Consider the following 20,727-nt stretch of genomic DNA (forward strand, 5'->3'; position numbering starts at 1 on the left):
CAAAAGAGCCCGACACGAAACCGCATCAACCCCAAATTCGCTCGCAATTTCCTAAAGAAACTTCAGAGCGAGTTCGTCGGTCGCCAGCAGCGCCGCCGCCCTCGTTGGTGAGCGGTTTATAGTCCCACCCCTCAAACGAAGTCAACAGCTCAATTTCAAAAAAATCAACTTTCTCGTAAATGATTGGTATTATTGGGGTATTCAAAGATTCTGGCAAATCCAGCCGGAATTCAGCCAAAATTTCCAGGTCGCGGCCGCGCAAATTCTTGTCCAAATGGTCAAAAGTAGAACAGACCCGACCGTACGCGGTTCGCGGTCATGCGCTACACGCACAACATCAAAAAATCCCGTCCTTTTCGCCACCGGAAGACTCCTGCTAATCTCCCCCCACTTTTGTCATGGGAGATCGACATGCTGGTTCTGAATGAGGCCGATACACGCGCAGCGCTGCCCTGGGGGGATCTCATAGAAGCGCTCCGGACGATGTTTCGCGACGGCTGCGAAATGCCGGTGCGCCATCACCACGATGTCGCCGTCCCCGGCGAGGAAGCCGCGACCCTGCTCCTTATGCCCGCGTGGCAACCCGGCCGCTATATCGGGGTAAAGATGGTTTCGGTGTTTCCGGGCAATACCGGCCGCGCTCTGCCGGCGATTCATGGCAGTTATCTGCTGTCGTCGGGAAAAACCGGCCAATTGCTGGCGATCATCGACGGAGCGGAGTTGACGGCTCGACGGACCGCAGCGGCCTCGGCGCTTGCAGCCGACTATCTTGCCGCAAAGGATGCGCGACGCATGCTGATGGTCGGTGCCGGGCGGCTGTCGCTGAACCTGATCGAGGCGCATGCCTGCGTCAGGCCGATTTGCGAGGTGACGATCTGGGCGCGCGATGCCCGCAAGGCCGAGGCGACGGCGGCACAGCTCGACCTTCCCGGCGTCACCGTCGCCGTGTCGACCGATCTCGAAGCGGCGGCCCGCCAGGCAGACCTGATCTCCTGCGCGACCCTGTCATCCCAACCTCTCGTGCGCGGCGAGTGGCTGAAGGACGGGGCGCATCTCGATCTGGTCGGCGCCTTCAAGCCGAGCATGCGTGAATCGGACGACCGGGCCGTCGAGCGCGCCTCATTGTTCGTCGATACCCGCGACGGCGCGCTCAGCGAAGGCGGCGACTTGGTCCAGCCGCTGCGCGCCGGCATCATTGCTGCGGGCGCTGTTCGGGCGGACCTGGCGGAGCTCGCAGGCGGACGGCATCCGGGGCGCACCGAACCCGGCGAGATCACTCTGTTCAAGTCTGTGGGGGCTGCCCTCGAAGACCTGGCGGGCGCCATTCTCGCCTTTGAAAGGTCGCGTCCAAACTGAGCGCCCGCGCCGATTGTCGTTGCGTCGTCGGTGGCGCACTTGCTATTGCGCGCGCGGCGCACGATCGGCGAGGAATTATCCATGAGCATGACGAGCACTCTGCCCGACCTGCCGGTGCGGGCTATCCTTGCCGAACTCGGCCAGGTTTTGGCGCACGCACCCTCGGTCGTTTTGTCCGCCCCGCCAGGGGCCGGCAAGACGACATTGGTGCCGCTATTCCTGCTCGATCAACCCTTTCGCGGCGACGGCCGGATCATCCTGCTCGAGCCGCGGCGGCTGGCCGCCCGCGCCGCTGCCGGCCGCATGGCAAGCCTGCTCGGCGAAGCCGTCGGCGAGACCGTGGGCTACCGCATGCGGCTCGACAGCCGGGTCTCGGCCAGAACGCGCATCGAAGTGGTGACCGAGGGCGTCTTTGCCCGCATGCTGCTCGACGATCCGGAACTGCCCGATGTTTCGGCCGTCCTGTTCGACGAATTTCATGAGCGTTCGCTCGACGCCGATGTCGGGCTGGCGCTGGCACTCGACGTGCAGCAGGCGCTGCGCGACGACCTGAAGCTGATCGTCATGTCGGCAACACTGGATGTCGAGCGCGTTGCCGGGCTTCTTGGGGGCGCGCCGGTCCTCGAAAGCCGGGGGCGCAGCTTTCCCGTGGATGTGCGCTATCAGGAACGGCCGTCCAGCGAACGGGTGGAAGACGCGGTGACGCGCGCGATCATCGAAGCCCATCGCAAGGAAACCGGTTCGATCCTTGCCTTCCTGCCGGGGCAGGCGGAAATCATCCGCACGGCCGAGCGGCTGGAGGGTCGGTTCGACGCCTCCACCGTGGTGACGCCGCTGTTTGGCAATCTCAGCCAGAAGGAACAGGACGCGGCGATTCGCCCGGCACCGGCGGGAACGCGCAAGATCGTTCTGGCCACCTCGATTGCCGAGACCTCCATCACCATCGACGGGGTTCGCATCGTGATCGACAGCGGGCTGCAGCGGCTTCCAGCCTTCGAAGCCTCCACCGGCATAACCCGATTGGAGACCCTGCGCGTATCTCGCGCCTCCGCCGACCAGCGCGCAGGCCGCGCCGGACGCACGGAGCCAGGCATCGCCATCCGCCTTTGGCATCAGGGTCAGACGGCAGCGCTTCCGGCCTTCACCCCGCCGCAAATTCTCTCAAGCGACCTCGCCGGTCTCGTGCTTGATCTCGCCCATTGGGGCGTGAGCGATCCGCAAGGTCTTGCCTTTCTCGACCCGCCGCCACCCGCGACGTGGCAGGAGGCGAAGGCGCTCATTACCCAACTTGGCGCGATCGATGCCAATGGCGCTTTGACAGCCCGGGGAAAGCAGATCCGCCAGTTGGCCCTGCCGCCGCGTCTGGCCGCCATGGCCGTTTCGGCGGCTAAGGAGGGACAGGCCTATGAGGCCTGCCTGCTGGCCGTTCTGCTGACCGAGCAGGGCCTGGGTGGAAATGGTGTCGATCTCGAAGACCGGTTGCGTCGCTTCAAGACCGAGCGCGGCGATCGCGCCGAGGCCTCGCGCGGCCTTGCCCGGCGCATGGCAAAGGGCCTGAGCGCGGGCAACGAGGCGAACGATCCGGTGCAGCCGGGCATACTGCTGATGCACGCCTTTCCTGACCGGATTGCCCTGCAGCGCGGCGGGCGCGGTCGCTTCGTGATGGCCAATGGCCGCGGCGCGGAACTGCCGGAAACCGAGCGTCTGGCTGGCACTTCGATGCTGGTCATCGCCGACCTCACCGGGCGCGCCGGCGGTCAGCGCATTCTTGCCGCCGCCGAAATTTCCCGTGCCGATGTCGAAGCACACATGCCGCAAGCGATCATTCGCGAGGACCAGACCTTCTTCGACCGGCCGAGCCGGCAGGTCCGGGCAAGGCGGGTGACGCGGCTGGGCGCCATCATCTTCGAGGAAACGCCGCTCCCGCGGCCGAAGGGCGAAACGGCCGCGCGGGCGCTCGCTCAAGGCGTCCGGCAACTCGGTCTTGCGGTACTGCCTTTCTCCAGGGAAGCCATGCAATTACGCGAGCGGCTCGGTTTCCTGTACCGGACCATCGGCAACCCTTGGCCGGATATGTCAGACGAGAGCCTGCTTGCTCGGCTGGAGGACTGGTTCGTGCCCTTCCAGGGTGAAACGCGGGGCATCGACGACATCAGCGCCGCCAGCCTTTCCGAAGGGCTGCAGTCGCTGGTACCGCACGCGGTCGCCCGCGATCTGGCACGGCTTGCACCGACCCATTTCGAGGCGCCGACTGGCCAGCGCCATCCGATTCGTTATGACGGCGACGAACCGGTTCTGTCCATCCGCGTGCAGGAACTGTTCGGACTGAAAACCCATCCGTCGATCGGTGGCGGGCGGCTGCCATTGCTTCTGGAATTGGTCTCGCCCGGTCACAAGCCGATGCAGACCACGCGCGACCTGCCGGGGTTCTGGGCCGGGTCCTGGAAGGACGTCCGCGCCGACATGCGCGGCCGCTACCCGAAACACCCGTGGCCCGAGGATCCGGCAAATGCGGCGCCGACGACACGGGCAAAGCCGCGTGGTACATGAAGCGTAACGCGAGGACGATGGGAAACCAGATGACGGCAGCAGAAATCGAAAGCGATGAACCGACGACGAGTCGGGTACTGCGGCTGCAGACGATCGTCCGCCTGCGCTGGCTGGCGGTTGGCGGGCAGTCCATCGCAGTAATCATCACCGCCTTCTTGCTGCAATTCCCCTTGCCGCTGGTTGCCTGCTCATCGCTGATCGCCTTTCTTGCCCTGGTGAATGCCTACCTGACGATCCGCTACCCGCCGACGCACCGGTTGCAGCCGCCAGCCGCTTTTGCGCTGCTCGGCATCGACCTGGCGCAATTGACCGCCCTTCTCTTCATCACCGGCGGGCTCGCCAATCCTTTTGCGCCGCTCGTCTGCGTACCGGTCATCATCTCGTCAGCCTCGCAACCCAAATGGCACAGCGTCGGCCTGGCGATCCTCGCGATTCTTGGGATCACGGCGCTGGCATTCACGCCCTTTCCGCTGCCGTGGTATCCTGGCGTCGTGCTTCTTGTGCCGACGATCCTGACGGCGGGTTTCTGGTTCGCCATCGTTTCCACCACGGCGTTTGCCGCATTCTACACCTACCGTGTCTCGCTGGAGGCGAGCGAGCTCTCGGAAGCGCTGACGGCGACGGAACTGGTGCTACAACGGGAAAAGCACCTGTCGCAGCTCGACGGGCTGGCTGCCGCGGCGGCGCACGAACTGGGAACACCGCTTGCCACCATCAGTGTCGTCGCCAAGGAGATGGAACGAGAGCTTGGCGACGACCCCCGTTTTGGTGAGGACGTGCAATTGCTGCGCAGCCAGAGCGAACGCTGCCGCGATATCCTGCGCCGGCTGACGACTTTGTCTTCCGAGAACGAAGCGCATATGCGGCACCTGCCGCTGTCGTCGCTGATCGAGGAAGTGATGGCACCGCACCGTGAATTCGGTATCCGGATCAACCTGGTCGAAAGGGGCGACCGCGCCACCGAGCCCGTCGGCAATCGCAATGCCGGCATTGTCTATGGCCTCGGCAACCTCCTGGAAAACGCGGTCGACTACGCCAAGCAGGAGGTGACGGTCACGGTCGTTCATACGCCGGACATCGTCTCGGTCACCATCGAGGACGATGGCGACGGCTATGCGCCCGACATTCTCAGCCGAATCGGCGAACCCTACGTGACCAAACGCCAGAAGGACGACAGCGCCGGCGGACTGGGTCTCGGCCTGTTCATCGCCAAGACGCTGCTGGAGCGCTCGGGCGCCAAACTGACGTTCGAAAACGGCGGCCCGGACAAGCCGGGCGCGCGCGTCAGCGTCGAATGGCCGCGCACACTGATGGACACGAAACTGACAAAATGACTTTATGGCGTTTTGAACCGCGAATATGCGAACTACATAGAGCGCAGAAAAATTGAGCCCTGCGCCGAGGATTGCGACATGACGGAAAGAACCACCGAACAGGGACCAGCCGCCGGTGACGGCAAGCTGGATGCCGCGTTGATCGGCGCAGACACCTCCCTGCTGATCGTCGATGACGACGCCCCCTTCCTGCGCCGTCTTGCCCGTGCGATGGAGACGCGCGGCTTTTCCGTCGATATAGCCGAATCCGTTGCCGAGGGGATCGCCAAGGCAAAGACCCGCCCGCCGAAACACGCGGTCGTCGATCTGCGGCTGGGCGACGGCAGCGGGCTGGACGTGATCGAAGCGATCCGTGCCAAGCGCGACGACACCCGCATCATCATGCTGACCGGCTATGGCAATATCGCCACCGCGGTCAACGCCGTGAAACTCGGTGCCGTCGACTATCTCGCCAAGCCTGCCGATGCCGACGATATATTCGCGGCCCTGGTACAACGGGCCGGCGAGCGCGCAGAGCCGCCGGAAAACCCGATGTCGGCCGATCGCGTCCGCTGGGAGCATATCCAGCGCGTCTACGAGATGTGCGAGCGCAACGTGTCGGAAACGGCCCGGAGACTGAACATGCATCGCCGTACCTTGCAGCGCATCCTGGCAAAGCGCGCGCCCAAGTAAGGTGTGCTCGCCTTAACTGTTGCTGTCGAGAGCGCCGGATACGATCTCGCGCATGTTCGGGCTGGTATCGCCCGCCCGGTCGGCCGACCACTCCGCCAGCATCAGCCGCTGCGCCGCGACCCGACCGAAATTGAGGGATACCGACTTGCGCGTCGGAGCCGCGAGCCGGTGTTCGGGCGCGTCGCGGATCATCTCCGCGTCATAGCCGTCCGACAGCAGCAGCCCGCATTCTTCCGGAAAGATGTCGAGCGGGACGCCGCTGTGGGTGGCGAAGTAAAGTCGGTCTGAATGCATCCGGTAATCCGGCCATTTGCGGTCGACCTTGAAGTCCTCGATCGAGGTCTTGATCTCGACGATCCAGATATCGCCTTTCGGCGAAATCGAGATCAGATCCGCCCGCCTTCCGCTCGCAAGCGTCAGCTCCGGCAGCACCGCATGGCGCATTTCATGAAGGAATCGCTGCACGCCGCGGCGCACCATCAGCGCGCGCTGGGACTGGCGCCCGTCGATCAGCGGGCTGTCGTTGTGGATAGAGAGAATCGCCATGCACTAAACTCTGGCACAAGGCCGCTTTTGTTGCAAAAAAACACTCCGTGGAATTTTTGAAGCACCCGGCAAAAATGCTGCGCCGCATTCACTTGCAATTGGATGTTAATCGAAAATAAACCATAATCGCTGATGGTCGAGCCGACCCAGATATTCTTAACTTCATTTTAAGAGACACCCATGCGCTTCCGCAATGCAGTTCTGCTGTGCAGCCTCGCGGCCTCCCTTGCTTTGGCCAGTTGCTCCACCGCACCGATCTCTCCGATCGGTGAAAAAGTCGCGACCAACCAGATTTTCTCGAATGGCTACGGCCCGGTGGAGGATCATGGCTACGCCCTGCCGGCGATCCCGATCAACAAGGTCAACGCGCGCTTCCACCGGCAGATCGTCGATTATACCACGGCTGAAAAGCCCGGCACGATCATCGTCAACACGCCGAATCGTTTCCTCTATTTCGTGCTGCCCGGCGGCAAGGCCGTTCGCTACGGCATCGGCGTAGGCAAGGCGGGCTTCGCATGGGAAGGCCGCGCCTATGTCGCCTGGAAGCAGGAATGGCCGACCTGGCATCCGCCGAAGGAAATGGCCGAGCGCAAGCCGGAAGTGGCGCAGTATGTCGAGGACGGCATGGGTCCGGGCCTGCGCAATCCGCTCGGCGCCCGCGCCATGTACCTGTTCAATGACGAGGGCAAGGATACGCTGTTCCGCATCCACGGATCGCCGGAATGGGCATCGATCGGCACCGCCGCCTCTTCGGGCTGCATCCGGATGATCAACCAGGACATCATCGATCTCTATGCCCGCGTCCGCCCGGGCAAGAACACGCGCGTCATCGTCCAGCAGTAACCGCTGGCGCGAACATCGCAGATACTTTCAAATCCCCGGCCCGCCCGGGGATTTTGCTTTTGTGATCACAAATCTGCTCGAAACCGTCGCCTTGACGCCAGGCTTCCGCTTTCCGATATCTGCCAGCAGGGTTTTGCGGAGGCTTCCTCTTGTACGACATCGAAAATCTTGCGGCACTGATGGACAAGCATACGCATCAGGACGGTGTGCTTCCGACAGCGATTCCCCGGGTCTTTCTCATTCGCGCTTCCCATCCCACGACGCCCCTTCACGTGCTGCATGCACCAGCTGTCTGCATCATCGCGCAGGGTGAAAAACAAGTGATGCTGGCAGATCGTATCTATCGATACGATCGCAGCCGCTATCTGACGGTTTCCGTCGATCTGCCCGTTGTCGGCCAGATCATCTCCGCGACGGCGGAAAGGCCATATCTTTGTTTCCGGATCGACCTCGATCCGATGCTGCTCAGCGAAATCATGATAGCTGCCGGACATATGGAAAACGAGGAAAGGGGCGCGGCCACCAGCGGCCTTTTTCTCAACGACGCCACACCCGACCTGATCGAGGCCGCCATACGGCTGATACGCCTGTTGGATAGTCCGCGCGACATCGCGATGCTTTCGCCGCTGATCGAACGCGAGCTCCTTTATCGCCTGCTGGTCGGTCCGCAAGGCGGACAATTACGCCAGATTGCCTATGGGGAAAGCCGGTTACGGCAGGTCAATGCAGCGATCGGCTGGATCAGGCGGAATTTCGACAAGCCACTGAGGATCGAGGACATGGCCGAACAGGCCCGCATGAGCACCTCGTCCTTCCACCAGCATTTCAAGGACGTCACGGCCATGAGCCCTCTGCAGTACCAGAAGCAGCTTCGCCTGCAGGAAGCGCGGCGGCTGATCCTTGGCCAAGCGCTAGACGCGGCAACCGCTGCCCACACGGTCGGCTACGAAAGTCCGTCGCAGTTTTCCCGGGAATATGCGCGCCTGTTCGGCGCGCCGCCGCTGCGCGACATCGCCCGATTGAAGGCTTCGCCGGACTATCTGCTGCAGGCTTGAGGACACCCGAAAGCGCCGCCAAGCGTCTGTCTATTTTGCCCGGCGCAGCACCATGCCGGCGTGGTGGAGAACGCCGTCGATGAAATCGCCATCGGCGGTGAAGCCGGTGTCGTCGACATAGTCGATATGCGTGCCGGTAACGGTGTACCGCCCACGATAAGCACTTCTGCGCTTTCCTCTCGCCTCGTCGTAACGGCCTTCCGGCAAAAGTTCATGGCGGATATAGCCGTCGGCTGTCACCCACATGCCGACATAGGGATGGCCTGCCATCGTCATCTCCTCAATAGGGGCTTGCCGTCGGGCGAACGATCAGTTCGCTGACATCCACGTCATCGGGTTGGGCGATGGCGTAGCCAATCGCGCGGGCAATGGCCTGCGGAGAAATGGCAATTTTGCGGAAGCCACGCATCGTCTCGCGTGCCGTCTCGTCGGAGATGGTTTCGGCCAACTCCGATTCGGTGACGCCGGGCGAAATCACGGTCACGCGAATCCGGTCGTTCTCCTGGCGCAACCCTTCCGAAATCGCACCAACGGCGAATTTCGTGGCGCAATAGACCGCAGCCGTCGGCGAAACCGCGTGGCCGCCGATCGACGAGAGATTGATGATCTGGCCGCTTCCTTGCGCCTTCATGATCGGCAGGCTTGCGGCGATGCCATGAAGCACGCCGCGGATGTTGACGTCGATCATCCGGTCCCACTCCTCGACTTTCAGTGCGTCGAGCGGCGACAGCGGCATGACGCCGGCATTATTGATGAAGACATCCAGGCGGCCATATTCGCGGACGGTCTCCCGGGCAAAGGCATCCATCTCTGCGCGACTGGTGACATCGAGCGCACGGCAAAATGCGGTTCCGCCTTGCGCTCTTATGGCGTCGACCAAGGCTTCCAGCCTGTTGGTGCGTCGGGCGCCAAGCACAACGCAGGCACCTTCCTTTGCAAGGTATCGCGCCGTCGCCTCGCCGATACCGCTGCTGGCGCCGGTAATTGCGATCACTTTTCCGCTAATAGCTGACATTTCATTGTCCCTTTTCATTGCGGCGGGAACGCCCCGCCGCTGGAAAGGACAATGATGCAGAGCGCCTCTTCAGCGGTAGATCATCCCTCCGAGAGTCTTGCCTGATCCTCCAGGGAGATTGCGAATCTGCAGGAATCTCCGCTCGATCAGGCCGTCTGACTTGCCTTCAACTCCAGCCGGCGGCGATGCAGGACCGGTTCGGTATAGCCGTTCGGCTGTTCGCGGCCCTTGAGCACGAGCTCAAGCGCTGCCTGGAAGGCGATGGAGCCTTCGAAGCTGCCGGCCATCGGCATGTAGGCCGAATCACCGGCGTTCTGCCCGTCCACGACCGCCGCCATGCGCTTCATCGTCTCGACGACCTGATCCTTGCTGACGATGCCGTGGTGAAGCCAGTTGGCCATATGCTGGGCGGAGATGCGCAGGGTCGCACGGTCTTCCATCAGGCCGACATTGTTGATGTCCGGTACCTTGGAGCAGCCAACCCCCTGATCGATCCAGCGGACAACGTAGCCAAGAATCCCTTGCGCATTGTTGTCGAGTTCGCGCTGGATTTCTTCCGGCGTCCAGTTCGGCCGCGACGCGACGGGGACAGAGAGGATATCGCTGAGCTTTGCCCGCGCCCGGCTCTTCAGCCCTGCCTGAACGGCGGTGACATCGACCTTGTGGTAGTGGGTTGCATGCAGCGTCGCGGCCGTCGGCGAGGGAACCCAGGCCGTGTTGGCGCCAGCCTTCGGGTGGGCGATCTTCTGCTCCAGCATCGCCGCCATCAGATCGGGCATTGCCCACATGCCTTTGCCGATCTGGGCATGGCCGGACAGGCCGCATTCCAGGCCGATATCGACATTCCAGTTTTCATAGGCCGCGATCCAGGCGGCCTGCTTCATGTCGCCCTTGCGGATCATCGGACCGGCTTCCATGGAAGTATGCATTTCGTCGCCGGTGCGATCGAGGAAACCGGTATTGATGAAGACGACGCGTTCCTTGGCCGCCCGGATGCATTCCTTCAGGTTGACGGTAGTGCGGCGCTCCTCGTCCATGATGCCCATCTTCATCGTGTTGGGCGCCATGCCAAGCGCGTCTTCGACGCGACTGAAGATTTCCGAGGCGAAGGCGACTTCTTCCGGACCATGCATCTTCGGCTTGACGACATAGATAGAGCCTTCGCGCGAGTTCATCCGGCGGCCGTTCGGGCCAATATCGTAAAGCGCGATCAGGCCGGTGATCATCGCATCCATGATCCCTTCCGGAACCTCGTTGCCGTCGCGGTCGAAAATGGCTGGATTGGTCATCAGGTGCCCGACATTGCGTACCAGCATGAGGGCGCGACCTTTCAGCGAAATCTCCGATCCATCCGGCGCCGTGAAGCTCAGATCCGGATTGAGCTTGCGAACAAATGTCTTCGCTCCTTTGGTCACTTCTTCCTGCAGGTCACCCCGCATCAGGCCGAGCCAGTTGCGATAGACGACGACCTTGTCCTCAGCATCGACGGCGGCGACGGAATCCTCGCAATCCATGATCGCGGTAATCGCCGACTCGAGAATGACGTCGGAAATATGAGCCGGATCATCCTTGCCGGTCGGCGTCGACGGATCGATGACGATCTGGATATGCAGGTTGTTGTTTTTCAGAAGCACGTGAGATGGCGACGCCGCATCGCCGCGGAAGCCGGCAAATTGAGCTGCATCGGCGAGCGTCGTCGCACCGGCCGCCGTCGAAATCGCCAGACGGGAGCCGGCGACGGCAAAGCCCGTTACATCGCTCCAGCTTCCTGCAGCCAGCGGTATACTGGTATCGAGAAAGTCACGCGACCAGGCGATAACCTTCTGTCCGCGAACGGGGTTATAGCCCTTGCCCTTTTCCGCGCCGCCGTCTTCGCTGATGGCGTCGGTGCCGTAGAGCGCATCATAAAGCGAGCCCCAGCGGGCATTGGCGGCGTTCAGGGCATAGCGCGCGTTCATCACGGGAACGACGAGCTGCGGTCCGGCGATGGTGGCGATTTCCGGATCGACATTGCTGGTGGAGACGGAGAAATCCGTCCCTTCCGGCAGAAGATAGCCGATCTCCCTCAGAAAACTTTCATAGGCGGCCATGTCGACGGGCGCGCCGTTCTGGCGGTACCAGCTGTCGAGCGTCTCCTGAAGCACGTCACGTCTGGCAAGAAGGGCGCGGTTTTTCGGCGCCAGGTCGTGAACGATCTGAGAAAATGCCGAGAAGAACCGATCGGCGTCGATGCCGGTGCCCGGAAGAGCCTCGGTCACCAGGAAATCGTGCAGGCCCGCATCGATCGTCAATCCATTCTTTTCTATCCGGCCCATCGGCAACTCCCTGAAATTACCCGCAAATATGAGAGGCCGCAGTCTCTCATGGTTTCATTCCCTGTCAATCCAGCGAAAATGCGAAGAATTATTTCCGAAACCGAACAAATCACGCATGCGCGACGCGCGGCCGGCCGCTGGCGACGGCCGTGAACCGGGCTTCTATCAGCCTTCGGCTGCCCTCGACCTCCGGCGCATCGATATCCTCTCGCACCATCACAGCCGGCTCGTCGGCGCCGTTCGCCCGGGCCGACGCCAGCGCCGCCGTTTCCGCCCTCTCGCGTGCCGATGTGAATGCCTTGCCTTCATCGAGGAAGCGGCTGCTCGGCCCGGCACCGTTGACGATGAAGATACCCTCTTCCGGCGTCGTGACAAACACGGTCACCGAAGCCCGCACCTGACCGACGACCGCGCCCACCGCATTGGCGACACCCGCTTCTTGCGGAATGCACGACTCTGCGCGCAGCATTTCCGCGATAGCCGGATAATAGACCGGCGCGGAAGCCCCCAAGCCCACCAGCGGCCGGTCGAGCGAGAGGGAAAACCCGACGATACCGCGCTCGCGTTTCAGCGCCCGATCGACGGCAAGCGACACGGCCGGATCGATCGCCGCGCCATCCTCCGCCAGGCAGGAAGAAAGAATGACTTCGGCGGACTGGCGCGTCACCCGGGCGACGATCAGTTCCGACAGTTCCTTAGCCGAGGCGGCGATCGGCTTGCCGGATCCGTCCTTGGTGCGCGCGGCAAGTTCGGCGCCCAGCCGCGCAGCCGTCGCATTCCACTGCCCCTGGCGCCCGAGAACATGCATGGCATCCGACGGTGTCAGGCCGCAGATATGCACGAGGCCGCGCGCCACCAGCCGGTCCAATGTCGCCTTCTGCGGCGTGCTCGTCAGAAGGTGCTCCAGCGACACCGGCACAGCACCTATCCGCTCGTACAAGGCCTGCTCCTGCAGGTGAAGGCCGCTCGCCAGTTGATCCGGAAGGCCGGTACGAACAGCAAAACGGCCGTCATGACGGCCGACATGGGCCGTGCGCAGCTGTCGTTCGAGCACGGAAATCACCGCATCCGCATGCTGGGCAGCCGCCAGACTGAGAGGCAGGAATCGGCGCGGACCGAGATCGATCTTCGCCTTGAGGCCGCGATCGTTGATGCGCACCTCCGAATCGCCGCCAAGCCCGAACGTGCGCATGGCGACAGCCTCGACCATGGTGCGGAAACCGCCGACGACGGCGCCTTCGCCGTCGAGACGCGGGCGCCCCTGATCAAGCACGGCCACATCGGTCGTCGTGCCGCCGATATCGGAGACGACCGCATTGTCGAGGCCGGTCAGGTGCCGGGCGCCGACAAGGCTGGCGGCGGGGCCGGAGAGAATGGTCTCGATCGGTCTGAGCCGCGCTTCGGCAGCGGAAATCAACGCCCCGTCGCCACGCACCACCATCATCGGCACGTCGATGCCGCGCTGTTTCAGAAAGCCTTCGCAGGCGCCGATCAGCCGGTCGATCATCGAGACCAGGCGGGCGTTGAGCAGGGTCGTCAGCGCGCGGCGAGGGCCGCCGAGTTTCGAGGAAAGCTCATGGCTGCAGGTGACCGGCAGGTGCGAGACCTCGCGGATACGATTGCGCACCCGCTGTTCGTGAGCCGGATTCCGCACCGCGAAATAGCCGGCAATCGCAAAGGACGAGACCTCTCTCGACAACTTCGGCAGCGCCTCGTCCAGCGCCGTCATGTCGAGCAGCGTTTCGCCGCCATGCACGTTGTGGCCACCCGGCAGGAAGATCACCGGATCGGAGCCGAGTGCTTCTGCCAGGCCGTCGCGCTTCAGGTCGTCCGGCGAAAAACCGATCATGACGAGGCCGGCGCGCCCGCCTTGGCCTTCGACCAGCGCGTTGGTGGCAAGCGTTGTCGACAGCGAAACGAGGCCGATGGCGGATGCAGGTGCCTTCGCCCCTGCCAGCACCGCCTCGACGGCACCGGCAATGCCGACGGAGAGGTCGTGGCGGGTGGTCAGCGCCTTTGCCTTGGCGACGACGCCCGCCGTCTCGCTGAAGAGGACCGCATCGGTATAGGTTCCGCCGGTGTCGATACCGAGGAGAAGGTGTTCAGTCAAAGCAACGTCCATTCACGCAGGGGCCGGAAACCCGGCTTCAAAGCCTAACGTCGAGGTGATATGACATCTTTCAGCGAAAGGCCATCGCCGCGCCGACGTCGATATTTCAACGCAGCGACACCGCGACACAAGAGGATCCGCATGACCCGTTTCCCTCACATGCTCTTTCTGACGGTCGCGCTTGCCGCCTGCCCCGCCCTTTCCGGCCCCGCTTTTGCCCAGGGGGCCGAGGACGAGGAGGAATACAAGCCGGTTCTTCCCGACGTCTCGATCTACAAGGCAATGCTCGATGCCAACAAGGTGACGGGGTGGATACAGTTCCGCAATTACGACGACAAGCAGCTCATCTATTTCACCACCCTGCAAACGATGCACTGCCGGCTTTCCGAAATCCGCTACTCGATCAATTCGGATGCGCTGGACAAGCGATTTCCGCTCGGCAAATGCAATCCCCAGATCCCGTTCAATCTGCCCGAGGACAATACCAACGAGTATATCTATATCTCGCTGCCCGCCGGAGAGGCGAAAACGCTGACCATCCAGGCCGTTTGGGACGATGGTGCGGGCAGCGAGATCGTCGTCTACAAACCCTGCGAGGGCGTCGGCGATTCCACCTGCGCGCAGATCAAGACGATCAAGAAACCGAAGAAGCAGCTGCAGGAGCCGGTGCCCGCCGATTCGCCTATCCGCGCCGTGCAATCCGCAACCCCGGGCAAGACCTTTACCGAGCCGACACCCTCAACGGCAGCCCGCCCCTAGGCTGCGTCGTCAGCCGCTGCACCGGCCAGGGCCTGGTTTCCGGCGTCATGTCGAACCGGAAGCGCCTCATCATGACGGCAAGCGCGATCACCGCTTCCTGCAAGGCAAAGGTGGCACCGATGCAGGTGCGCGGTCCTGCCCCGAAAGGCAGATACTGGAACCGGTGCAGCTTGTCGCGGTTCGCCGGCAGGAACCGTTCCGGCATGAAGGCGCGCGGCTTTTCCCAATAGAGCACATGGCGATGCAGCGTCCAGGGCATGATCAGGACCGGGATGCCCTTGGGGATCTCAACCCTTTCGCCCTCGGGCGACGTCCATGAATCGGCGTTGATCGCTGCACGGTTGATGGAGGGCGCCGGAGGATAGAGCCGTCAGCAGTCCATCGCGCAGGATCGGCCGCAGGATGAGGCGGCGCACCTTGGACATTTCGTAGTTCGAGGCATTCTCAACCAGCACATGGCGGATGAGGTTCGGATCATTGACGATCAGGGTTCGCTGGTTGATGAACTTGGTATCGATCCAGGGCAGCGTATAGGAGGGCTCGCCCCACAATTCGAGCGGATTGCGCATCACGGTGCGGATGATTTGCAGCCGCGATGGCGGCACCGTGCGCGGGATCGGCGCAGGCGGCTCGAAAGGTTCCGGTCTCACATCCATGGATGGCTTTCCGCGCCGCCTCGCACTGGCGGCTCCAACCACTCAGTGTCGCATAAAGGTGTGGCGATCTCAGGATCGTTAAAGCAGCGCTTTCAATTCCGCCAGCTTGTCGTTGACCAGCCAGCCATAATAATTTTCCTCTGGCCAATGCACATCGCCGCCCTGGTTTCTGGCGGCAAGCGCTGCAGCGCGCTGGTCTGGATTACCGACGTTATAGAGGGTTGCGGTTATTCCCGGATTGCCGGAAATATCCATGCCCGCGATCGACTTGTAGGCGTCGATCGAGTGACGGATCGAGGCCGCCATATAGGCGAGCGACTGATCGGGATCCATGATCGCCGCGTAAACGCCGGACGCATTGTTTTCATCGAGCCGGTCATAGCCGGACACGCGCGACACCATGTCCGTCAGCATGAGGGCCGTCAGCGGATTGATCTGGCCAAGGCCGAATGTCTGGCCAGCGAAAAACGGTTGGAAGAAGACGGCGCTGAAGCGGTTGTTCGGATAGGACATTCCACTCACCGTATTGCCGCGGAATTGACTGTCCCACACGCTTTCACGGCAGCTCCACAGCGCATAGGAGCTCTTCTTGCCCTGGCATTCTGCAAATTCCGGACGCGACACGAACTGGTCCACACTTTCGCCCTCATAGCCGAAGCGGAAGCTGTCGCCGGCATAGGCGGCGGCCTTGACGTAATAGGACTGCAGCCGGTCATAGGCGTCGACATTGTAGGTATGCTCGCCGACGATGGCGCCGATCATGTGGATCGGATCGATGCCATAGGCGCGCGCCGTTGACTTGATCTTGCTCATCAGCTTGCCGTCGGTGGCGAGCAGGTTGCGCACTTTCTCGTATTTCGCATCGAACGATGTCTTGCCTGCCTTGGTCCGCCGCACGGAGGCGCCTGGCACGTTCGGCTGCTCCTGATAGCGGTTGCCTTCGGGCACGACGCGCATTCCGTCGGCAAGAGCGGGACCGGTGGCGAGGATCATCCCCGCAAGAACAAGCATATGAACGATGGCGCGCACGAAGGTTTCCTGTGACCTGGCAAGACTGGGTTTGAATGCGCCGGGACGCATGCGGCAGAATCGTGTCGGAATCATGCCCGGCACGCAGAAACGCTTATCGCTTGCAGGCTCCGGAAACAACATGGGCACCCGTCAGGGCGCCCTGTCAGTGTCGCGATACCATGCCGCTCAGAGGATATAGCGCGACAGGTCCGTATTGGCGGCGAGATCGCCGACATGCTTCTTCACATAGTCCGCGTCGATCTCCAGCTGCTCGCCGGACTTGTCCGGCGCCACAAAGGAGATCTCATCGAGAACCCGCTCCATCACTGTCTGCAGCCGCCGGGCGCCGATATTCTCGACGCTCGCATTGAGCTGGACGGCGACATCGGCAAGCGCGTCGAGCGCGTCGTCGGTGAAGTCGAGAGCGACGCCCTCGGTCTCCAGCAGCGCCTTGTACTGGCGGATCAGGCTGACCTCCGTTTCCGTCAGGATACGGCGGAAGTCCTCCTTGGTCAGCGCCTTCAGTTCGACACGGATCGGCAGGCGGCCCTGGAGTTCAGGCAGGAGATCCGAGGGCTTGGAAACGTGGAAGGCGCCCGATGCGATGAACAGGATATGGTCGGTCTTCACCGGGCCATATTTGGTCGCGACCGTGGTGCCTTCGACGAGCGGAAGCAAGTCACGCTGCACGCCTTCGCGCGAAACGCCCGCTCCCATGCCGCCGTCGCGCGCCGCGATCTTGTCGATCTCGTCGAGGAAGACGATGCCGTCGTTTTCGGCGGAGCGCACCGCTTCGCGCTGGATCTCCTCGTTGTCGAGCAGCTTGTCGGATTCATCGTTGATCAGGATGCCGTAGCTATCCTTGACCGTGGTACGAACCTTCTTGGTGCGCTGACCCATCGCCTTGCCGAACATTTCCGACAGGTTGAGCACGCCGATGTTGGCGCCGGGCATGCCGGGGATCTCGAAGCCGCCGGGGGTCGATGTATCGGCGATGTCGATGTCGATTTCCTTGTCATCCAGTTCGTTGGCGCGCAGTTTCTTGCGGAAGCTGTCGCGCGTCGCAGGAGACGCGGTGGCGCCCACCAGCGCATCGAGCACCCGCTCCTCGGCATTCAGATGCGCCTTCGCCTTGACGTCAGCCCGCTTCTTTTCGCGCACAAGGCCGATACCGACCTCGACGAGGTCGCGGACGATCTGCTCGACATCGCGGCCGACATAGCCCACTTCGGTGAATTTCGTCGCCTCCACCTTGATGAAGGGGGCACCAGCCAGCTTGGCGAGGCGGCGGGAAATTTCCGTCTTGCCGACGCCGGTCGGCCCGATCATCAGGATGTTCTTCGGCATCACCTCGTCGCGCAGTTCGTCGGTGAGCTGCTGGCGGCGCCAGCGGTTGCGCAGGGCGATGGCGACAGCACGCTTTGCATCGTGCTGGCCGATGATGAACCGGTCGAGCTCCGACACGATTTCGCGGGGTGAAAATGTGGTCATGACATCCTCTCAAACTCTGTCCGGGTCAGCTCCATCAGGATGGTTCGCCCGTTGCTGTCGTTCCATTCGCCGTAAGGGGTAAAGCCCGCCTTGGCATAAGCCCGCAGGGCCCGTTTGTTCTCCGCATCGGGATCGATGATGATTCGCGGCGCGGTGCCTGCAAAAAGCCTCGCCGAAAAGGCCCTGATAACCGCCGGTGCCACGCCCTTGCCGATCATCTCGGGCGGTCCGACGAAAATGTCGACACCCGGCGTATCCGGCGTCAGATCCTTGGCCCAGGGCTCGCTTTCATATTGCGTCGGCAGCCAGGACTGGATGTAACCGGCCGGCTCGCCGTCGACCGAAAAGACGAAGCCTTCGACGTCACCGGTCAGATAGCCGTCACGGATCAGTTTCAGCTCCTTTTCCGGCTCACCCCACCAACGTCGCACATGCCGCTGCGAAAGCCAGCCGAACAGTGTCGCCATATGGCTCTCGTCAACAGCCGTGAAGGCAATGGACGGATCAGGCGGCATCGAGCTTTTCGATGACGATATTGCCATTGGTATACACGCAGATATCGCCGGCGATCTCCATTGCCCGGCGGGCAATCTCTTCGGCCGTTTTGTCCGAATCCATCAGCGCGCGGGCAGCCGCAAAGGCGAAATTTCCACCCGAGCCGATGGCGATCGTGCCATGTTCGGGCTCGAGCACATCGCCGTTGCCGGTGATCGCCAGCGTGATCGATTTGTCGGCGACCAGCATCATCGCCTCGAGATTGCGCAGATATTTGTTGGTGCGCCAGTCCTTGGCAAGCTCGACGGCCGCGCGCATCAGCTGGTCTGGATACTGCTCGAGCTTGGCCTCCAGGCGCTCCAGCAGCGTGAAGGCATCGGCCGTGGCGCCGGCAAACCCGGCAATCACATCGCCCTTGGCGAGGCGGCGGACCTTCCGCGCATTGCCCTTCATCACGGTCTGGCCAAGGCTCACCTGGCCATCGCCCGCCATCACCACCTGGCCGCCCTTGCGGACGGTAATAATTGTCGTCATGAAATACCTACCTGCCCTACCTGCCGGGCCTTTTCCGAGGAGCCGCACATCGGTCCTGGTTGAAGCCTATGTAAGAGCGGTTTTGCCGATTGCAAATAGCCCGTATCGCGCCGGCTATCATAACAAGTCCGGCCCACCTCGCGCCCGCGAGAATCGTGGCGGCGCTTCTGGATATTTCGCCCACCGCCTGATATGGAGCGGCTCTATGACAGTTGGGAGAACCTGATGGCAGACCAGCAAGCCACGCGCACCGGCAGCGTTTCGCGCAAGACCAACGAAACCTCGGTTGCCGTGACCGTCAACATTGACGGCACCGGCACATCGCGCATTTCGACGGGCGTCGGCTTCTTCGACCATATGCTGGAACAGCTTTCCCGCCATTCGCTGATCGACATGGACATCGTCGCCGACGGCGACCGGCATGTCGACGACCACCACACGGTGGAAGACACCGGCATCGCCATCGGCCAGGCCCTCTCCAAGGCGCTCGGCGACCGGCGCGGGATCACCCGCTACGCTTCGCTCGACCTTGCCATGGACGAGACGATGACGCGCGCCGCCGTGGATGTGTCCGGCCGGCCGTTCCTTGTCTGGAACGTCGCATTCTCGGCGCCGAAGATCGGCACCTTCGATACGGAACTGGTGCGCGAGTTCTTCCAGGCGCTGGCGCAGCATGGCGGCATCACGCTGCATGTGCAGAACATCTACGGCGCGAACAACCATCATATCTCCGAAACCTGCTTCAAGGCCGTTGCCCGCGTGCTTCGCACGGCAACAGAGATCGATCCGCGCCAGGCGGGCCGCGTTCCCTCCACCAAGGGAACGCTGGTCTGACCCGCCCAGTTTGAAAGTTGGCTGATATGGCCTCCTATCTGGTCCTGACACCGCCCGCCGCCCTCAAAAATGATGAGGATGCGCGGTTCATTGCCGACAAGTTTTCCTGGATTGCCTTCCTCTTCCCGGCGATCTGGCTGCTCTTCAAGCGGCAGTGGATTGCCGGCATTGTCGTTGTAATCCTGCAGTCGATCGTGGCAATTCTCACCTCCGAGCCCCGCGCCATGCTGGCAGGGCTGCTGATCGAGCTGGCACTGCGCCTTCTGGTCGCCCTCGAAGGTCCGGCCTTTGTTGCCCGGCGTCTGGAAGCTGACGGCTGGACGCTCCAGTCGGTCATCGCGACCGATGATCTGACCCTTGCCGAAATGATCTACGACCACGAAACGGCTGCGCATGCGCCGGGCGATTCCGGGTGGCAGCCCCCGGCGCTACCACAAACGACGGCAAAATCCGAAGGTCGCACGGCTTTCGGACTGTTTGAGAATTATGGAGAACGCTGATGCGCGTTGCGATCATCGACTATGGATCCGGCAACCTGCGCTCGGCGACCAAGGCATTCGAGCGTGCAGCGCGTGAAGCCGGCCTGGACGCCGAGATCGAGCTCACCGACAAGGCCGACCGCGTCGCGAGCGCGGACCGTATCGTCCTGCCCGGCGTCGGCGCCTATGCCGACTGCCGCCGTGGTCTCGACGCCGTCGAGGGCATGCAGGAGGCCCTGACGGAAGCGGTCGAAAAATCCGCCCGCCCCTTCCTCGGCATCTGCGTTGGCATGCAGCTGATGTCGTCGCGCGGCCTTGAAAAGACAACGACGCAAGGATTGGGCTGGATCAAGGGCGACGTCGTCGAGATGGTGCCAACCGATCCCACGCTGAAGATCCCGCAGATCGGCTGGAACACGCTGGAGCTGATGAAACCGCATCCGCTGTTTGCCGGCATCAGGACCGGCGAGGACGGCCTGCACGCCTATTTCGTTCATTCCTACCATCTCGCCGTCGACAACCCGGACGATCTGGTTGCGACCACCGCCTATGGCGGCGCGGTGACCGCCTTCGTCGCGAAAGGCAACAAGGCGGGCGCGCAGTTCCATCCGGAAAAGAGCCAGACGCTCGGCCTCGCCCTCATCTCGAATTTTCTGCGCTGGAAGCCCTGAC

General features: G+C 62.5%; 20 protein-coding genes and 1 pseudogene. 10 read left to right on the forward strand and 11 right to left on the reverse strand.

Features of this window, described 5'->3' with window-relative positions:
• Nucleotides 1-25 precede the first annotated feature (25 nt).
• Complete coding sequence (locus JNB71_RS19100; RefSeq protein ID WP_220373391.1) at nt 26-262, reverse strand: hypothetical protein; 237 nt, start codon at nt 260-262, stop codon at nt 26-28.
• Nucleotides 263-411: 149 nt separating this feature from the next.
• Between JNB71_RS19100 and JNB71_RS19105 the strand changes: the two genes are divergently transcribed.
• The 4 genes from JNB71_RS19105 (at nt 412) to JNB71_RS19120 (ending at nt 5,912) form a co-directional block, all read left to right on the forward strand.
• Complete coding sequence (locus tag JNB71_RS19105) at nt 412-1,356, forward strand: ornithine cyclodeaminase family protein (RefSeq protein ID WP_220373392.1); 945 nt, start codon at nt 412-414, stop codon at nt 1,354-1,356.
• Between the two features lie 87 nt (nt 1,357-1,443).
• A complete protein-coding gene (gene hrpB, locus JNB71_RS19110) occupies nt 1,444-3,906 on the forward strand; it encodes an ATP-dependent helicase HrpB (RefSeq protein WP_220373676.1) in 2,463 nt (820 codons plus the stop codon).
• A 29-nt stretch (nt 3,907-3,935) separates the two neighbouring features.
• The gene (locus JNB71_RS19115) at nt 3,936-5,240 is read left to right on the forward strand and encodes an ActS/PrrB/RegB family redox-sensitive histidine kinase (RefSeq protein WP_220373393.1); all 1,305 of its coding nucleotides are present in this window, start codon (nt 3,936-3,938) and stop codon (nt 5,238-5,240) included.
• A gap of 78 nt (nt 5,241-5,318) precedes the next feature.
• Nucleotides 5,319-5,912: an ActR/PrrA/RegA family redox response regulator transcription factor gene (locus JNB71_RS19120; protein WP_220373394.1), complete on the forward strand. Its 594-nt coding sequence runs from the start codon at nt 5,319-5,321 to the stop codon at nt 5,910-5,912.
• A gap of 12 nt (nt 5,913-5,924) precedes the next feature.
• On the opposite strand, the gene JNB71_RS19125 is transcribed toward JNB71_RS19120, so the two are convergent.
• Complete coding sequence (locus JNB71_RS19125) at nt 5,925-6,458, reverse strand: MmcB family DNA repair protein (protein ID WP_220373395.1); 534 nt, start codon at nt 6,456-6,458, stop codon at nt 5,925-5,927.
• A 180-nt stretch (nt 6,459-6,638) separates the two neighbouring features.
• Here JNB71_RS19125 and JNB71_RS19130 point away from each other — a divergent pair, with 180 nt between their 5' ends.
• Nucleotides 6,639-7,301, forward strand: a complete 663-nt coding sequence (locus tag JNB71_RS19130) for a L,D-transpeptidase (protein ID WP_220373396.1) — start codon at nt 6,639-6,641, stop codon at nt 7,299-7,301.
• 149 nt (nt 7,302-7,450) lie between these two features.
• A complete protein-coding gene (locus tag JNB71_RS19135; RefSeq protein WP_220373397.1) occupies nt 7,451-8,356 on the forward strand; it encodes an AraC family transcriptional regulator in 906 nt (301 codons plus the stop codon).
• 30 nt (nt 8,357-8,386) lie between these two features.
• Here JNB71_RS19135 and JNB71_RS19140 read toward each other — a convergent pair whose 3' ends face one another.
• The 4 genes from JNB71_RS19140 to JNB71_RS19155 all read right to left on the reverse strand — a co-directional run bounded on the left by JNB71_RS19140 (nt 8,387) and on the right by JNB71_RS19155 (nt 13,796).
• Nucleotides 8,387-8,632, reverse strand: coding sequence for an Atu4866 domain-containing protein (locus JNB71_RS19140; RefSeq protein ID WP_220373398.1), 246 nt, complete (start codon nt 8,630-8,632; stop codon nt 8,387-8,389).
• A gap of 4 nt (nt 8,633-8,636) precedes the next feature.
• Nucleotides 8,637-9,371 carry an SDR family oxidoreductase gene (locus tag JNB71_RS19145; protein ID WP_220373399.1) on the reverse strand — a complete coding sequence of 245 codons (735 nt, stop codon included), beginning with the start codon at nt 9,369-9,371 and terminating at the stop codon, nt 8,637-8,639.
• A 146-nt stretch (nt 9,372-9,517) separates the two neighbouring features.
• Entirely contained in the window at nt 9,518-11,686 is a 2,169-nt protein-coding gene (locus JNB71_RS19150) for a malate synthase G (protein WP_220373400.1), read from the reverse strand.
• 109 nt (nt 11,687-11,795) lie between these two features.
• Complete coding sequence (locus JNB71_RS19155; protein ID WP_220373401.1) at nt 11,796-13,796, reverse strand: hydantoinase/oxoprolinase N-terminal domain-containing protein; 2,001 nt, start codon at nt 13,794-13,796, stop codon at nt 11,796-11,798.
• A gap of 141 nt (nt 13,797-13,937) precedes the next feature.
• Between JNB71_RS19155 and JNB71_RS19160 the strand changes: the two genes are divergently transcribed.
• Complete coding sequence (locus JNB71_RS19160; protein ID WP_220373402.1) at nt 13,938-14,555, forward strand: hypothetical protein; 618 nt, start codon at nt 13,938-13,940, stop codon at nt 14,553-14,555.
• On the opposite strand, the pseudogene JNB71_RS19165 reads toward JNB71_RS19160, so the two are convergent.
• From JNB71_RS19165 to hslV, 5 genes and pseudogenes are all read right to left on the reverse strand, one after another.
• A pseudogene (locus tag JNB71_RS19165) lies at nt 14,518-15,211 on the reverse strand (cytochrome P450). The gene JNB71_RS19160 and the pseudogene JNB71_RS19165 overlap by 38 nt on opposite strands.
• Nucleotides 15,212-15,289: 78 nt before the next feature.
• Nucleotides 15,290-16,222: a DUF1402 family protein gene (locus JNB71_RS19170; protein WP_220373677.1), complete on the reverse strand. Its 933-nt coding sequence runs from the start codon at nt 16,220-16,222 to the stop codon at nt 15,290-15,292.
• A 186-nt stretch (nt 16,223-16,408) separates the two neighbouring features.
• Nucleotides 16,409-17,713 (reverse strand): ATP-dependent protease ATPase subunit HslU, encoded by a 1,305-nt coding sequence (hslU, locus tag JNB71_RS19175; RefSeq protein ID WP_220373403.1) that lies wholly within the window; start codon nt 17,711-17,713, stop codon nt 16,409-16,411.
• The gene (locus JNB71_RS19180) at nt 17,710-18,228 is read right to left on the reverse strand and encodes a GNAT family N-acetyltransferase (protein WP_220373404.1); all 519 of its coding nucleotides are present in this window, start codon (nt 18,226-18,228) and stop codon (nt 17,710-17,712) included. The genes hslU and JNB71_RS19180 overlap by 4 nt, the downstream gene beginning before the upstream one ends.
• The gene (gene hslV, locus JNB71_RS19185; RefSeq protein WP_018327117.1) at nt 18,218-18,742 is read right to left on the reverse strand and encodes an ATP-dependent protease subunit HslV; all 525 of its coding nucleotides are present in this window, start codon (nt 18,740-18,742) and stop codon (nt 18,218-18,220) included. Before hslV ends, JNB71_RS19180 begins: the two co-directional genes overlap by 11 nt.
• A gap of 225 nt (nt 18,743-18,967) precedes the next feature.
• On the opposite strand from hslV, the gene hisB reads away from it, so the two are divergent.
• From hisB to hisH, 3 genes are read left to right on the forward strand one after another with little or no spacing between them, the layout of a single operon-like run.
• Nucleotides 18,968-19,576, forward strand: a complete 609-nt coding sequence (gene hisB, locus JNB71_RS19190; protein WP_220373405.1) for an imidazoleglycerol-phosphate dehydratase HisB — start codon at nt 18,968-18,970, stop codon at nt 19,574-19,576.
• Nucleotides 19,577-19,602: 26 nt separating this feature from the next.
• The gene (locus JNB71_RS19195; RefSeq protein WP_220373406.1) at nt 19,603-20,076 is read left to right on the forward strand and encodes a DUF2628 domain-containing protein; all 474 of its coding nucleotides are present in this window, start codon (nt 19,603-19,605) and stop codon (nt 20,074-20,076) included.
• Complete coding sequence (hisH, locus tag JNB71_RS19200) at nt 20,076-20,726, forward strand: imidazole glycerol phosphate synthase subunit HisH (RefSeq protein WP_220373407.1); 651 nt, start codon at nt 20,076-20,078, stop codon at nt 20,724-20,726. The genes JNB71_RS19195 and hisH overlap by 1 nt, the downstream gene beginning before the upstream one ends.
• The last annotated feature ends 1 nt before the right edge of the window (nt 20,727 follow it).

The sequence above is a fragment of the Rhizobium herbae genome (assembly GCF_019511375.1).
GTDB classification, from domain to species: Bacteria; Pseudomonadota; Alphaproteobacteria; order Rhizobiales; family Rhizobiaceae; genus Pararhizobium; species Pararhizobium herbae_A.